Origin of the sequence: Candidatus Neoehrlichia procyonis str. RAC413 (genome assembly GCF_000964795.1) — a bacterium.
Taxonomy (GTDB): domain Bacteria; phylum Pseudomonadota; class Alphaproteobacteria; order Rickettsiales; family Anaplasmataceae; genus Neoehrlichia; species Neoehrlichia procyonis.
Genome location: NZ_LANX01000001.1, coordinates 1104058 through 1119958 on the forward strand (window position 1 = coordinate 1104058; position 15901 = coordinate 1119958).

Here is a 15901-nt window from a genome sequence, read left to right on the forward strand (position 1 = left end):
AAAGATTAAATAAAAGTTTGTGATAACAAAAGTTATATGTGCATTGTATATAAAATTAATTTATATTTTTATAAACTTGCTTAAAATACTGTTTTGCACTTTGAGTGTAAATCTTATAGAAGCATGATTACTTTAAATAACAATTTTTGGATTACTTGGGGGCTAAGGTGTAAAAAATACACAAGCCTAAAGTTAATTGTAAAAAATATATTAACTGTGCTAGATTAATTTTTTTGTGCATGTTGACTAGTCTGAGTATTGAGTTATTTTTGTTGTAAAAATGAAAATATATAAGTTCAACATAAAACGTATGTATACTTTATTATAATAATAAAAGTATTACTTTAAAAATGTATATACTAAAGAGTTCAGGCACTAATTTTGTTTATTTAGTGCTGTAGCTTCTTGAAGGTTTAATGGTAGTTTTTCTAGTTTATATTGAGGATCCGAAGCTATTCCGTAAGTTTTCGGTATAGGTAAAATTTTGTTTTCAATTCCATGTATTATACCTTGTAGTATTGCAATGACTGTATTCTGATAATTACAATCAGCTCCTGGTACCCTATGCTCTATTCTGCATTTTGATAAGTTATTAGTAATATTTGGTAGTCTTATAGCGACACTTCTGTTATTACCTCCCCAACTTATTGTAGTAGGTGTATTAATATCAGCATGAATATATCTTAAATAAGAGTCGGCTCTTGGTGCAAAGAAAATCATATGCTTTTTTATAGAAGAACATAGGCCTCCTATGCAATATAATAGAGTATTACTCATGCAATTGTTATGGTTAAAAAATAAATTTTCATTGTGCAAATTTAAAAGGTTAACATGAATATGAAACGCATTACCAGCTTTATTTAAATATGGTTTTGCAAAAAAATTGGCTTTTCCTCCAAAAGATGCTGTGTATTCTTGTATAATTTCTTTGACGATGAGTAAATCAGTGATCAAGTTTTCAATCTTATTACTGTGATATGTTTGTATCTCATATTGGAAGTGGTGAGCTTCTTTAGTTATTTGGCAGGATAGCTGGGTAATTTTTGAGGATATTATATCTATAAGCGATTGTAAGTTATGTTCTTCTATTTTGCTAAAATAAAACTCTAATTCCACTCCAATTTCAGGGATTATTTTTAACTTTTTTATGAGATAGCTTAGTAATTCATGTAACATATTAGAGTTATGCTTTTTTTGTAATGTAAATTGCTATTGAATTTAATACCCAGGTTATTATAAAAAGTGTAAGTGCTAATGCATATGCAGAAGAGGTTTGTACGCTATTAAAGTGTTGATCTCCAGTTAATATAGTAGCGATTTGTACTGTTACTGTTGTAATAGAATTTAAAGGATTGAAAGTTAAATGTGCTGTAATACCAGCAGCCATTAGAACAATCATTGTTTCTCCAATAACTCTTGAAATTGATAACATGATAGAACTAATAATAGATGGCAATGCGTATGGAATGATAATATGCCATATAGTTTCTGCCCTGGTTGCTCCTAATGCCATCGATCCGTATCTTAAAATTTTTGGTACAGAACGTATAGCATTCTCAAGAAGTAAAGTGATAAATGGTAACAACATTATACCTACTGATAAGCCAGCAACTAGCGCATTTTCTGAGTGAGCATTCAAATTGCAAAATTTAGCAATAGTTCTTATAAATGGAGATAAAAATACTACTGCAAAGTATCCATACACAACTGTGGGAATACCACATAATATTTCTAGTGCTGTGTTAAAAGTATAGCGGATACGTTTACTTGCATATTCACTTATATATATTGCAGATAGCAGTCCTAAAGGTAGTGCAATTGTCATAGATAAAATTACGATTAATAGTGTACCACTTAGTAATGGTAATATGCCAAATGAACCTGCAAGTTTATTGTCAATGATTTCTGAATCTGGATTCCATATTGTACCAAATAAGAATTCAGATAAAGGTACTTTGCTGAAAAATAATTTTGATTTGTACATAAGACATACTACTATACATACTACTGTAATAAAAGATAGTATGGTGGATAAAAATATAATTAATTTTAAACATTTAAATTTTTTATCTATGTGTAATATTATTAACGTTGAAACAAATATTATAAAAGTAGCTATAGATGATAGGATACTAAATCCTTGCAGATACAGTACGCAGCTGATAAAAAGTGAAAAAATGGTGTTTAGTGAAGCAGTATACAAAAATTTGTCTTCAATAAAAAATTGATTTTTGTAATAATTACTAACTAGTAATATGGAAAAAAGGAAAATAGCTATTATCATGTTTGAAAACAATACTAGTAATATTTTTTATCAGTATATTTTTATATGTTAATGCTTATTGGTGAAGTTGTACATTATTTTTAAATGTTATTATGATGGTTAGAATAAACAGTATTTAATTTAGAGAATGTGTATTGGATTATAAAGATACAAATGACTATTGTAATTTAGGTAAGTGATATATTTTTTACAGTAATATCTTTAATGACGTATCTTATACTTATAATAAAGTTGTGTATTATTTAAGTATTGCTTTTTGGAAGTATAAGGTGAGATCTTGTCTAAGATGAATCTGCTGTAATTTAGTAACGTACTACTGAGTGTATAAACGATTTTTTATTGCATTATTATAAATGGCAATGGCTATCATGATAAAACACAGTTATTTTCATCATTATAAATAGGTAATTATGTAATGTGTTTATTGAATATTAGTTGTAGTAGTTAATAGGTTAGTAGTAAAGGCTGTAAGGGTGTTTTTTACTAAATTGTTGTAGTTATTGATCTATATGTTGGAGGGGTAATTGTTATCATGTTTAAGGCAGGTACAATTGTATAAGATTTCTAACAATAATATCTAATAAATTTTTTGTGTTGTTTATGTAACATAATTGATGTCTGGAAAAATTTATAAATTCTTTAATCGGGTTGCAAGATTCTTACTTAGTATATAAAAAGTAATCATTTTGCATAAAAAGTAAAACTAGGGTACTAATATTATTAATAGTGGTATATTTAGTCAATATATTTTTATATACTAATACTTATTAGTAAAATTATACGTTGTTTTAATATTATGCATAATAGTTCAATTAGCAATATCAGAAAAAAGTTTATAGATTTTTTTGCTAAGCATGATCATAAAATTTTTCCATCTTCATCGTTAATGACAAAGGACGATCCGTCATTATTATTTACAAATGCAGGTATGGTTCCATTTAAGAAATTATTTACTTCTATTCAAGATGTAGATGTAAAAATGGCTGCTTCAAGTCAAAAGTGCTTAAGAGTTGGAGGTAAACATAATGATTTTGAAAATGTGGGACATACTAATAGGCATCACACATTCTTTGAAATGTTGGGTAATTTTAGTTTTGGAGGCTACTTTAAAGAGAAAGCTATAGAATTAGCATGGAAGTTTATTACGCAAGAATTATGCTTGGAAAAAGATAGACTATATTTTACTGTATATCACAGCGATGATGAAGCTTTTAAATGTTGGAAAAAAGTGAGTGGTTGTAGTGATGATAGAATTATAAAAATTAGTACTAGTGATAATTTTTGGAGCATGGGGAATGTAGGGCCTTGTGGGCCTTGCTCAGAAATTTTTTATGATTACGGTGATGATATTGAAGGTGGGTTACCTGGAACATGTAATGAGGGTAATGGTAGATTTACTGAGATATGGAACTTGGTATTTATGCAGTATAATAGAGATGATAATAGCGATGATTTACACATTTTACCAAGAAAATGTATAGATACTGGTATGGGTCTTGAAAGAATTACTGCAGTTATGCAAGGTGTAAAAGATAATTATGATATAGATATGTTTAAAGCATTAATTGAAGCATCAAAAGAGTACTCTGATAATTCTACGAATCAATTAGCACATAGAGTTATAGCAGATCATGTACGATCTGCGGCATTTTTAATATCAGAAGGGATAACACCAGGTAATGATGGTAGGAGTTATATTTTACGGCGTATTATTAGAAGAGCTGCTAGATATGCTTATCAATTGGGATGTAAAGATGCCTTAATGCATAAAGTAGTACCTATAATATTAGATAAAAATAGCGCAGGTTATATGGGAGACGTTTATCCAGAATTAATACGAGCACAAGATTTAATTATTTCAGTATTAAAGTTAGAAGAAGAGGGTTTTTTTGATACGTTACGTAGAGGATTGTTATTACTTACAAAGGAGATATCATTTTTATCACCGGGTGATACTTTATCAGGAGATATAGCATTTAAGTTATATGATACGTATGGATTTCCTTTGGATATTACTTTAGATGTTGTAAGAGAAAAAAAACTAAAATTTGATCAGGAAGGCTTCTATCATAATATGCAAATACAAAAAAATAGATCTCGTGAGTATTGGTTAAACTCTGAAAATGAGTCAGTAGGAAACGTGTGGTTTGAACTCCTTAATAAATATAAGGAAACAAAATTTGTTGGGTATGACACTCTAGGTTCTAGTGCTAGTGTGTTGGCTATAGTGTGTGATAATTATATGATGAAATCAATCGATAAAGACAAGGCAATAGATGTATTATTGAATAATACACCTTTTTATGCTGAGGCTGGTGGCCAACAAGGAGATAGAGGAGTCTTAACTGTAACTTTAAGGAATGGATCTGATTTGAGTCTTCAATATAGTGTTATTGAGGTCTTAGATACAAAAAAAGTGTTAAATTCTTTGCATGTCCATAAGTGTGTTGTACGAAATGGGATCTTATCAGTAGGTGATATTGTGTATGCGGAAGTAGACGGCAAGAGGAGAAAAAAATTGCAATCTAATCATTCTGCAACACATTTATTACATTATGCTTTGAAGTTAATTATTGATCAATGTGTAATTCAAAAGGGATCATTGGTGACTGCAGAAAAACTAAGATTTGATTTTAATTGTTCATCTGCATTAACGCGTGAGCAAATTGACTTGGTGGAAGATAAAGTTAATGACCTTATTCGTGAAAATTATTCTACAATTATAGATTTTAGTACCTTTGATGATGCAAATGCAAAAGGTGCTGTTGCATTGTTTGGTGAAAAATATAATAATGATAATGTTAGGATTGTGAGTATTGGAGATTCAAAGGAGCTATGTTGTGGAACTCATGTGCGGTATACTGGTGAGATAGGATTATTTAAAATAGTTTCTGAATCTAGTATTGCTTTTGGAGTGAGAAGAATAGAAGCGGTTACTGGACAAGCAGCAATAGATTATTTGCGGGATAGAGATGAGATTTTATGTAAAATATCTGACTATTTGTGTATTCCTTTTAATCAAGTTATAGGTCAAATAGAAAAGCTTAGTCAGGAAAAACAGAAGATTACGAAAACTCTATATAAAACTTATTGTCACATTATTGAACAACAATTAAAAACATTGGTATTAGGGAATAATAAACTATGTTATGCTATTTTTAATAATATTCCTGTTGATATTATTAAAAAGTTTGTTGTTGGTATTAAAAGTACAAATTTAATTGTAGCTGTATCTACAAAGATTAACAATAAAGCTTTATTTGTGATAAGTGTAGGTGAAGATTTAAAGGATAAATTAAGTGCTTTAAAATTTCTTACAATATTTAATACTTTTAATGGTAAGGGAGGGGGTAACGCACATTTATTGCAAGCGAGCATTGATATTGGTTATACAGAAGAAGCTATGTTAATGATACAAAATGAAATTAGCAAGATTTTGATAGATAATGCATAATATAAGTTAGATATTTTAAATATTAAACTGGTATGTGATAATAGTTAGATTTGTACAGAAAGTTGTGAACACAAAAAATTTGATTTTGAATTACAATTATATAAAAAAGTAAGAATGTTAGCATTAATTAAGTATAAAAAAATATAAGTTTGTGAGAGGTGCATGCTCAGGTTTATACGTACAAGTGCAAATAAGAAGTAATTTTATGGGATGTTATTTTAAATAAATTGTCAATATGTAATGTGTGTAAATTAAATATATTTATATTGCTATATTTAATATCTTTATTAAGGGTTTTTTATTGTAGGATTAGATACTGGATATGTTTATTATTAGTTTTCTTGAATAAAAAAAGCGGGATATTTATGATAATGTTTTAAAGTTATAGTATTTGGTGGTAATGTTATATGAAAAAAGGTTTTTATTAAATAATAAGCTTGAGCGATAGTTTTTTAATTAATGATGTGTAATAAAGTTTTACAAAATCGTGTTGTTTATTAAAAAACTGGTTATATATGTCGATTTTTTAAGATAGAATTGTTAGTGTTTTTTGATATCAGTTTTGCATATTTAGTATAAATTAAAAAATTTATAAAGAGTAAAAATATCAATTTTTCAATAATATGTATGTAGTTTTTATAATAAGAGAGTATAGTTTTTTATTTTTGTACATTGAGTTTTTAAAACTTTAACATAGTGTAAATTAGTTATGAATGATAATTTATTTAAAGATATAAAAGTTAAATTATATGTTGCTAATATGATGTTACTGATTTTTAGAAATATTGTTAAGAATTAAGGAATTTTCTTAAAGCATTAACTTATTTGTAAAAGCTATATAATTTAAAGGATTTTATAACTATGATTGCTAAAGGTAAAAAAGCTATAGCTTTATAGCTACTTAATGCAAAAATTATACTGTAAAAATTTAAGATTTTTGCATAGCGTTTAGCATGGTATGACCAATAACAGCAGGTGTTTCTGCAATAGTAATACCAGCTTTCTTCATTATATCAATTTTACCTTGTGCAGTACCTGAGCTACCTGATGATATAGCACCAGCATGTCCCATGCGTTTTCCTGTAGGTGCAGTTTGTCCAGCAATAAATCCTACAACTGGCTTTACAGTTTTTGAAGACTTAATAAATTCTGCAGCTTCTTCTTCTTCTGTACCACCAATTTCACCAATCATTATAATACCATGTGTATCTGGGTCTTGTATTAAAAGATCTATACAATCTAAAAATGACATTCCGTGTACAGGATCACCACCGATTCCAATACAAGTTGATTGTCCAAGTCCTACAGCTGTTGTTTGTGCAACTGCTTCGTAGGTTAATGTTCCAGAACGGGAAACTACACCTATGTGACCTTTTTTGTGTATATGTCCAGGCATGATACCAATTTTACATTCTTCAGGGGTTATAATACCGGGGCAATTAGGTCCAATTAATCTACTTTTAGAGCCAATTAAAGCACGCTTTACCTTTACCATATCTAATGTTGGGATTCCCTCAGTAATGCAAATAATTAACTCGATTTCAGCTACGATTGCTTCTAGGATGGCATCAGCTGCATAAGGGGCTGGAACATAAATAACCGTTGCATTAGCTTGAGTATGTAATTTTGCTTGCATGACAGTGTTAAATACAGGAAGATTGAGATGCATAGATCCACCTTTTCCAGGAGTTACTCCACCAACCATTTTTGTTCCATATGCAATGGCTTGTTCAGAGTGAAAAGTCCCATTTGTACCAGTAAATCCTTGGCATATAACTTTTGTATTTTTATCTACGAGAATGGACATAATGTTTTATTCCTATTTTTTCTTAATTGCATTCACTATATTAGAAGCGGCTTCACTTAGGGTATCTGCTGTAATGATGTTAAGCTGTGAATCATTGAGTAATTTTTTTCCGGCTTTAAAATTTGTACCTGATAATCTTATAACTAGTGGAATATTAATACCTACTTCTTTTGTGGCTTCAATGATTCCATGAGCAATTGTATCACAATGCATTATTCCACCAAATATGTTTACTAATATGCCATCTATTTTATCAGATAAAATAATTTTAAAAGCTTCTTTTACGGCTTTCTTAGTTGCACTACCTCCAACATCTAAGAAATTTGCTGGTTCTGCCCCATAATATTTAATTATATCCATTGTAGCCATAGCTAACCCAGCTCCATTTACCATACATCCAATGTTGCCGTTCATTTTTATGTAGCTCAGTCCGTATTTTGATGCTTCAATTTCTTCTTTAACTTCTTCATCAAGGTCACGTAACTTAATAATGTCAGGATGACGATATAATGCATTATCATCAAAACTTACTTTAGCATCAAGTGCAATAAATTTGCCAGAATGTGTTTCAACAAGTGGATTGATTTCTATTTGAGTTGCATCAGTACTTATAAATGCATTATATACTTTATTTATAATATTACATATTTTATGGGACTGGTCTGAGGTTAAGTTAAGAGAATAGCATAGCTCACGTCCATGGAAGTCTTGAAACCCGTATACTACGTCAATACAACATTGAGATATTTTATTAGGAGAAATTTTAGCAACTTCTTCTATATCAACACCCCCTTCAGTTGAAAAAATAATTTTTACTCTTCCAGATTTACGATCTATGACAGCACTCAAATAGTATTCTTTTTTAATGTCACAACCTTCTTCAAGGTATATTTTATTAACCTTTTGTCCTTCTAGAGAAGTCTGATATGTTACTAGGGTTGAATGTAATAGTTGCTTTACAAACTGATGTACTTCTTCTGTAGTTCTTGCTATTTTAACTCCTCCGGCCTTTCCTCTACCTCCAGCATGAATTTGTGCTTTAACAACTACTGTGCTTGATTGTAACTTTTTTAAAGCTGTGTCAACGTCTTGAATCGACTCAACTAATACTCCATTTGGTATTGCAATACCGAAGTCACGCAAAACACTTTTTGCCTGAAACTCATGAATATTCATAATAAAACCATTTTATATAAATTTTAGCTAAAAATTGTGTGTTATTTATTATGCTTCACTGAGAATTACTATTATTGTGTGGAAGCAAAGGCCTTTGAATTTGAAAATGTTTTGCACTTATTTGAAACTTTGTAAACTGCGGCTCATAAGGTACTTTATGTAACTTTTTCCTTCTTCTTTTGCAATCATCTTGCTTTCTTGCACGTTTTTCTGAAGGCTTTTCATGATGAGTGATTTTCATTTGACGAGGCTTACCTTCACGTTGTAATTTTTTCTTTAAGGTACGTATACCTTGCTCTATATCCCCATGGTAAACAACTACTTCAACCAAAACAGCTCCCCCAATTAATTTCAATAATAACCTATAATTTTAACAGTAACATATTAATATGTCAAATAATTTTTCTCTATATTCAATGTTAGTAAATTGGCTATTATAGTGTTTATATAGATTTATTTAATTAAATCCATAACCTTTTTTTTGGTTTTAGTGAGTTCTTCTTGTGGTAGAGGGATAAATCCTGAGTTTACTAAATACCCATATTCACTTATTGATTCTGCATTGACAATTTCTTCAAGAAATTTTTTTAAACCAGGTGTACTATCTAAGTGTTCTTTTTTGACATATAAATAAATAGGCCTAGATAATACATATTTGCCTGAGGAAATTGATTCGTAACTTGGCTCTATACCTGCAATTTTATTACCCTGAATTTTGTCTTGATTTTTGACTAAAAAACTAAAACTTAATATTCCAAATGCACTATTATTTTTTGCAATTTTGTGTATTATTACATTTTCATTAGTAGCGACTTCAATATACTTACCGTCATCTCTAATGCTGCTGCATATTTTTTTTCTTTTTTGTACGTTTGGATATACATCTATAAAAATCTTGGAATTCATACATAAATTTAACATAATTTCCTTTATTAATATGTCGTAGGTACCTGTATTTTTATGTGGGCCATACACTTCAATATTAACACTGGGAAATTTATTATGAATTTCAGACCAAGATTTATAATGATTTAATGGTATAGTATCACTATATTCATCAGATATTTTATATTTACTAAGAGCACTAAATAAGTCTTTAATAGAGAAATCTACTTTTTTATTTTGATTAGAATTTGCAATAACTATACCATCATAACCTATTATAAGTTCTATAATATCATTAACTTTGTTTGTTTTACAAAGCTCTACTTCAGCATCTTTTATCTTGCGTGATGACATTGTTATATCAGGAGTATTAGCTCCTGTACCTGCACAAAACATATTGAATCCCATGCCACTTCCTACAGATTCAATTACAGGTGTTTGATAAGATGAAAACTTACCAAATTCTTCTGCAATAGATGAAATAAATGGAAAAACTGTTGAAGACCCTACAACTCTAATATGATGTGCTTGTAATCTACTTGCTGTTATTGACATAAATACCAGCATAAATATGTAGAAATATTTCATTTTTGTAAATATTTAAGATACAGTATTTTGGTTATTAGGTTCTTGTGGTGTAAGATATTGCTTTACAAGAAGAAATAATTTTTCAGTTTGATTTTTAGATGATTTTAAATCTGGTGCAAAGTGTGTTAAAAAGTTGCCATTTTGATCTATTAAATATAAAAGTGATGAATGGTCGATTTGTTTATCGCTATCTTGACCCCCAACATATACTTTATAATTTTTTGCAACTTTATCTAGATCTTGCTTACTGCCTGTTAACATTTGAATTCTGTTGTCAAATCCTTGATGATATTCTTTTAACCTCTCTACAGTATCTCTTTCAGGATCTATAGTAATGAAAATAACTTGTATTTTATCAGCATTGTTTTCAAGTTTACTTAGAAGTTCAGATGCAAGCCCTAGTTCAGCGGGACAAATATGATTACATGACGAAAATCCAAATATTACCAACATATACTTGCCTGCAAAATCTTTGCTACTGACATTAACACCTTCTTGATTTATTAAATTGAAGGAAGTGTCAAAAGAGCCTTGATTATTTTTAATATTTAATACATTTACATTATGAGAATTGCCTTTATTAAAAATACCTTTTTTATTAAAATATGAGTATACCAAAAACATTGCTGCAAGTAATAAAAAAGTATTGGATAGTATTTTAAAAATTTTCATTATCTAAGACCTTAAGAAGATGCTAGTTAGGAATTCTAGCATTTATCTAGAAAGTGTGTCAAGTATGTTATATGGGATTCCACTTATTGCATAAAGCTTAGGTTTAATATTTATTGTAATAAGTGTAAATTAAGGATTTAAAAATAATTAAGTGCTTTAAAATTTCTTACAATATCTAATTTTAATTGTCGTGGTGACATATATTTGTATTGCAAGTTAGTATTGATATTGGGTTACAGGAGAAGCATAATTAATAATGTAAATAAAATTAAAAAGATTTTAATAATATGATGAAAGATATTATTTGTAAAGGTACTACATGTTGTTTAAAAATTTATAAATATGTTATAAAATTTTTTATTCAATATTAATTTATTTTATTCATTACAATAAAGTAACTTTATTACTAAATAACATGAAAATAATTTATGACTTTAATGAAAGTTTTGATATATAGAATTAATTTTAATGATAATTATACAAAAAAGATATCTAGAATATATTAAAAACATGCTTAAAACTTAATTATTTTGCAGCAAGTTTAGGTTTATGATAAAGGTATAAAACTTACAATAGGTTAATTGGAACTAATCTTTGTTACATTGAAATATATACTCTTGCTTCAGTAATAAGGTTATCAATTACTTGTTGTGTGCTTTGTATTTTTTTGATTAACCCAACACTTTGACCTGCCATTAGCGATCCATTTGTTATATCACCATCTACTACAGCTTTCTTTAATGCACCAGCCCAAAACTTTTCTATTTGTAATTGTCCAGTTTCCTTTGAAATTTGTTTTTTGTTATATAGGCTTATCATTTCTTTTTGTAACTCTAAAAATTTTGTGCTTGCAGCATTAGATATCGCCCTTACAGGAATTACAGGGAAATCTTTACTGAGTTGGATTGATGCAATAGCATCTCTAGATGATGATTTTATGAATATTTCTTTGAAGTTTTGATGCGCTCTTGATTCATGAGTACATACAAAAGGGGTTCCTATTTGACATCCACTTGCGCCCATTCTTAAGTAATGTACTATCATATCTCCCATTCCAATGCCGCCAGCAACAAATATAGGAGGTGCTATACCTAAGTTATTATTTTTAAAAAATGGAAGTATTTCTTGGGCTAAGACAGATGTACTTACAGGTCCTATATGTCCTCCAGCTTCCATCCCTTCTATAATGAGTGCGTCTGCACCTAATTTTATTAATCTTTTAGCTACAGAAAGAGAAGGCGCAAAACATATAATTTTGATTTTTGCGGCTTTAATATGATTTATTGTGGTGCTACTGGGAATGCCTCCAGCTAAAACTATGTGTGTAATTTTACTATTGATACATATTTTAATAAGTTCGCTTAAGTCTGGGTGCATAATTATTAAATTTACCCCAAAAGGATTACTAGTTAGCTTTTGTGTTAATTCTATGTCAAATTTTAAATGTGTAGGAGATACAGCTCCACAAGCTAATACACCAAACCCTCCTGCGTTTGATATTGCAGATACCAAATATGGTTCTGAAACCCAACTCATGGCTCCACCCATAATCGCATATTTGCTGCCTAGAAATTCTGTACCCTTTTTCCATAAATTTGAAAGTATCATATATTTTTTATGTAATGCGTTTGAAAATGTTTTCTTTGTCTATTATTAAATGTTTAAATGTTCCTAAAACATGTAACATTATTAAGATAGTTATTATATATGAAGATGAGGTATGAATTTTATTATATAAAAAAGCTAGACTTTTATTTTGAGTAAATATTAATGGAACATCAAAAAATATTATTTTAATTGCTTTGCCTGAAGCTGATGACATCATATATCCGGATAAAGGCATAACTATCATAAAAAAATATAATAATGTGTGTACATATTTGGAAACTATAATAGAAAAATATGAAGTTGTTTTAGAATGTGAAGGTATTTGTGAAAAAATACGACAAAAAATTCTGAATATAATTAATATCATAGATACAATACCTAATGCTTTGTGTACGACGTATAAAGTATCTTTGATACTACTAGATGATGTTTTTATGTAGAAGCCTAAAATTATTATAGATATAATTACTAAAGCCATTAACCAATGTATTATTCTTAAAAAGATACTATATTTCCACACTATCTTAAGGTTTTATATATTATTAATTAAGTGATATATATCACAGTGTTTGTATTCTTCAATAAAATTTTTTTATAAATATCGTAATTTTTTTATGTGAAATGCTGAAAATGTTTAATCTACTACTAGATATTTAAATGTTAATTTTCCGAATGAATAGCTTTATAAAATAGTTAATGCGTGTCAGATAGGAAGTAAGTTTAGAAGTTAAATTTAATTTCTTAGTAAATATTAATAAGGATAAGAAAATGTTGATCGATGTATTTAAAAATAATAACACTGTATATCTAGGTAAAAGTATAATTACCAAGTCTGCAAGTTTATGAACATAATTTTTAATTTTATATTTTGCATAATAACAAACACACTAATATATTTTACAAATCATTTTTTTACATAGTTTAAGGCAATATTTAATGTTCTTAACAGAGTCATTTCATTACAAATGTAAATAGGGTATGTTAATATAGTTACCTGCTAAATAATTTAGCCTTGTATGAAAATATTCTACAATAATTTTGATTTATACATTGTAACGATATATATGATATTATTTTTATGCTTGCTCATAAGTTAATTAATAATGATACTGTTAATTTTCTTGTGTATCAAAATATTGCTTATAAACATGTAGTGGCCAGAAAATACTTAACTTGTTATAGTATTGTGCACTATATATAGGTGTAATATTGCTTTATTAATTACGGTTGTTTGTATAAAAACTCTTTTGATCATTTTAAATGGTTTTATTTGTTATAAGTTGTTCTTTAACTCTTACACTTTTTTTTCGAGCTAAATTTATTTGGCATATTAAGTGTTTTTAGATTAATTATGACCATATTGCGACATATGATATTTATTGTTTAAATGTGTGTTATTTAGATTTTAAACAGATACCTTAATTATTAGTCCTGTTTTCTTTAACTTTTTGTTATGCTGAAAAATTTGGCATAATATCATGTGCGTATGATATTTATTATTTAAATCTGTATTATTAGATTTTAAATGGATACTTAATTATTAATTCTGTTTTCTTTAACTTTGTCGTGCTGAAAAATTTTACATAATACCATAACACATATTAATCCTACAATAACTATAGTTAACGCATAAGGTGCAGCATCCATATATCTCTCATCGCTTACAAGCTCGTATATGCAAGTGGCCATAGTTTCAAAATTAAATGGCCTGATTACTAAAGTTGCTGATAGTTCTTTAATTGTATCAATAAACACTAGCAAAAATCCTACCAGTATGCTTTTCTTTAACATAGGAATATGTACATTAAAACATGTTGATATTACACCATGACCCATTAAAGAAGAAGACCAATCTATCTCCTTAGGAATTTTACTAAAACCCGATTCAATAGGCCCTAATGCACCAGCAAAAAACCTAAAAGTATAAGAATATAATAGCCCAATTATTGTACCTATAAGGGTAATATTAAAAAAATATGAACTAATTATTTGTGATATTTTTCCAAGTAATACCATAATACTAATTGCAATAATGGTATTGGGAATAGCATATCCCATAGCAATAAACCTGATAAGATAAGACAAAAACTTGTTATTACGTGTTATATATGATACCGCTATAGATATAGTTACAGTAATAATGGATGTCATTAGTGCTATACTAATACTATTGAAAACAATAATGTAAAACCTTGCATTATCTACTAACATATGTAATCTTTCGATAGTCCAGTAAATTAGTGGCAATACAGGGAGAATAAATCCTATGAATACAGGTAATAAACAAATTAAATATATTAATATAATAGATGCTATATTATTGACATTCCATCTATGACAATAACCTGTATTCATTTTAATTGTTGTATAAGATGCTTCATCTTTACGAACAAACTTCTCTACTATAATTAACAGAAATACAAAACATAAAGCTATAATAGCAAGAATACATGCAGAATATTTATCATGTAATAAAAACCAATGACGATATATTCCCGTAGTAAAAGTATTAATTGTGAGAAATTGAGGAGTACCAAAATCAGAAACTACTTCCATTAATACCAATGCAATACCTGCAACTATAGTTGGACGAACTGCTGGTATGACTATTGATATGAGAATTTTGGATCTGGAATCACATAAAGTTGTAGCAACTGCTACTGTACTTCTTATCATTATGAATGCTGTCCTTGTTAGCATGTATACATAAGGATATAAATTAAACCCAATAATAATAATTCCCCAATATATTGACTTTACATCTGGAAAATAGTAATCACCCTTATTACAGTGAAGTAATGCTCTTAAAAAACTTTGTACCGGACCAGCAAATCCAAAAATGTTAACATACACATAAGCTACTATGTATCCTGGTATTGATAATGGTAAAAAAAGTGCGACTTCAAAAAATCTACGGCCTGGAAATGAGTAATAAGTAATAAACCATGCACTCATTACTCCAATAATTAATACTATTATTCCTACGCCTATCATTAAAACAATAGTATTAACTGTATATTCGGGTAATAGAGTGGTAAATATATTAAGTTTTTCACTTTTTGTAAAAACAATTGATATTAAAGAAAATATTGGTAAAGTAAATAGCACTGTTAAGGTAAATATAAATAAATTTTTAAAAAAATTTACCATTAACACTTTTCTTTTATTTCACTATTTAATTAATCATATACTTATAATATATTATATCGAGAAATTTTATAAAGCATCGAAAAAAATTACTAAATACTAATGTAATTTATAATTTTCACAGTACAAGAATGTAGAATTCTTTAGTAGAAATATTGATTAAGAGCTGTAGTAATTGCATTTTAGTAACCTTAATTTTTTAAATAAAGATATTTTGATGTATATACGTACATAAAGTTATACTCTATAGTATTAGTTATTGAGAGTCTTTGCCTATTTT

The 15901-nt window shown here is 28.3% G+C and carries 11 protein-coding genes; 1 reads left to right on the forward strand and 10 read right to left on the reverse strand.

Annotated elements, in window-relative coordinates:
- Positions 1-375: 375 nt before the first annotated feature.
- Entirely contained in the window at positions 376-1176 is an 801-nt protein-coding gene (locus tag NLO413_RS04160) for a type I glutamate--ammonia ligase (protein ID WP_045809224.1), read from the reverse strand.
- A 7-nt stretch (positions 1177-1183) separates the two neighbouring features.
- Positions 1184-2284 carry a phosphate ABC transporter permease subunit PstC gene (gene pstC / locus NLO413_RS04165; protein ID WP_045809225.1) on the reverse strand — a complete coding sequence of 367 codons (1101 nt, stop codon included), beginning with the start codon at positions 2282-2284 and terminating at the stop codon, positions 1184-1186.
- 796 nt (positions 2285-3080) lie between these two features.
- On the opposite strand from pstC, the gene alaS reads away from it, so the two are divergent.
- Positions 3081-5738, forward strand: coding sequence for an alanine--tRNA ligase (gene alaS / locus NLO413_RS04170; protein ID WP_045809226.1), 2658 nt, complete (start codon positions 3081-3083; stop codon positions 5736-5738).
- Positions 5739-6666: 928 nt separating this feature from the next.
- On the opposite strand, the gene sucD is transcribed toward alaS, so the two are convergent.
- From sucD to NLO413_RS04210, 8 genes are all read right to left on the reverse strand, one after another.
- The gene (sucD, locus tag NLO413_RS04175) at positions 6667-7545 is read right to left on the reverse strand and encodes a succinate--CoA ligase subunit alpha (protein ID WP_045809227.1); all 879 of its coding nucleotides are present in this window, start codon (positions 7543-7545) and stop codon (positions 6667-6669) included.
- Positions 7546-7557: 12 nt separating this feature from the next.
- The gene (sucC, locus tag NLO413_RS04180) at positions 7558-8721 is read right to left on the reverse strand and encodes an ADP-forming succinate--CoA ligase subunit beta (protein WP_045809228.1); all 1164 of its coding nucleotides are present in this window, start codon (positions 8719-8721) and stop codon (positions 7558-7560) included.
- Between the two features lie 55 nt (positions 8722-8776).
- On the reverse strand, positions 8777-9052 hold the full coding sequence (gene rpsU, locus NLO413_RS04185) for a 30S ribosomal protein S21 (RefSeq protein WP_045809420.1): 276 nt from the start codon (positions 9050-9052) through the stop codon (positions 8777-8779).
- A gap of 122 nt (positions 9053-9174) precedes the next feature.
- A complete protein-coding gene (locus NLO413_RS04190) occupies positions 9175-10194 on the reverse strand; it encodes a substrate-binding domain-containing protein (protein WP_045809229.1) in 1020 nt (339 codons plus the stop codon).
- Between the two features lie 12 nt (positions 10195-10206).
- On the reverse strand, positions 10207-10866 hold the full coding sequence (locus tag NLO413_RS04195; RefSeq protein WP_045809230.1) for an SCO family protein: 660 nt from the start codon (positions 10864-10866) through the stop codon (positions 10207-10209).
- Positions 10867-11463: 597 nt separating this feature from the next.
- Positions 11464-12471, reverse strand: coding sequence for an NAD(P)H-dependent flavin oxidoreductase (locus tag NLO413_RS04200; RefSeq protein WP_045809421.1), 1008 nt, complete (start codon positions 12469-12471; stop codon positions 11464-11466).
- 10 nt (positions 12472-12481) lie between these two features.
- On the reverse strand, positions 12482-12952 hold the full coding sequence (locus tag NLO413_RS04205) for a cytochrome b (protein ID WP_045809231.1): 471 nt from the start codon (positions 12950-12952) through the stop codon (positions 12482-12484).
- A gap of 1055 nt (positions 12953-14007) precedes the next feature.
- A complete protein-coding gene (locus NLO413_RS04210; protein ID WP_045809232.1) occupies positions 14008-15624 on the reverse strand; it encodes an ABC transporter permease in 1617 nt (538 codons plus the stop codon).
- Positions 15625-15901: the final 277 nt, after the last annotated feature.

What these genes read in the sequence shown, in the direction of transcription:
- NLO413_RS04160 (WP_045809224.1), bottom strand. Translation starts at nt 1,176, where the DNA reads ATGTTACATGAATTACTAAGCTATCTCATAAAAAAGTTAAAAATAATC.
- pstC (WP_045809225.1), bottom strand. Translation starts at nt 2,284, where the DNA reads ATGATAATAGCTATTTTCCTTTTTTCCATATTACTAGTTAGTAATTAT.
- alaS (WP_045809226.1), top strand. Translation starts at nt 3,081, where the DNA reads ATGCATAATAGTTCAATTAGCAATATCAGAAAAAAGTTTATAGATTTT.
- sucD (WP_045809227.1), bottom strand. Translation starts at nt 7,545, where the DNA reads ATGTCCATTCTCGTAGATAAAAATACAAAAGTTATATGCCAAGGATTT.
- sucC (WP_045809228.1), bottom strand. Translation starts at nt 8,721, where the DNA reads ATGAATATTCATGAGTTTCAGGCAAAAAGTGTTTTGCGTGACTTCGGT.
- NLO413_RS04190 (WP_045809229.1), bottom strand. Translation starts at nt 10,194, where the DNA reads ATGAAATATTTCTACATATTTATGCTGGTATTTATGTCAATAACAGCA.
- NLO413_RS04195 (WP_045809230.1), bottom strand. Translation starts at nt 10,866, where the DNA reads ATGAAAATTTTTAAAATACTATCCAATACTTTTTTATTACTTGCAGCA.
- NLO413_RS04205 (WP_045809231.1), bottom strand. Translation starts at nt 12,952, where the DNA reads ATGGCTTTAGTAATTATATCTATAATAATTTTAGGCTTCTACATAAAA.
- NLO413_RS04210 (WP_045809232.1), bottom strand. Translation starts at nt 15,624, where the DNA reads ATGGTAAATTTTTTTAAAAATTTATTTATATTTACCTTAACAGTGCTA.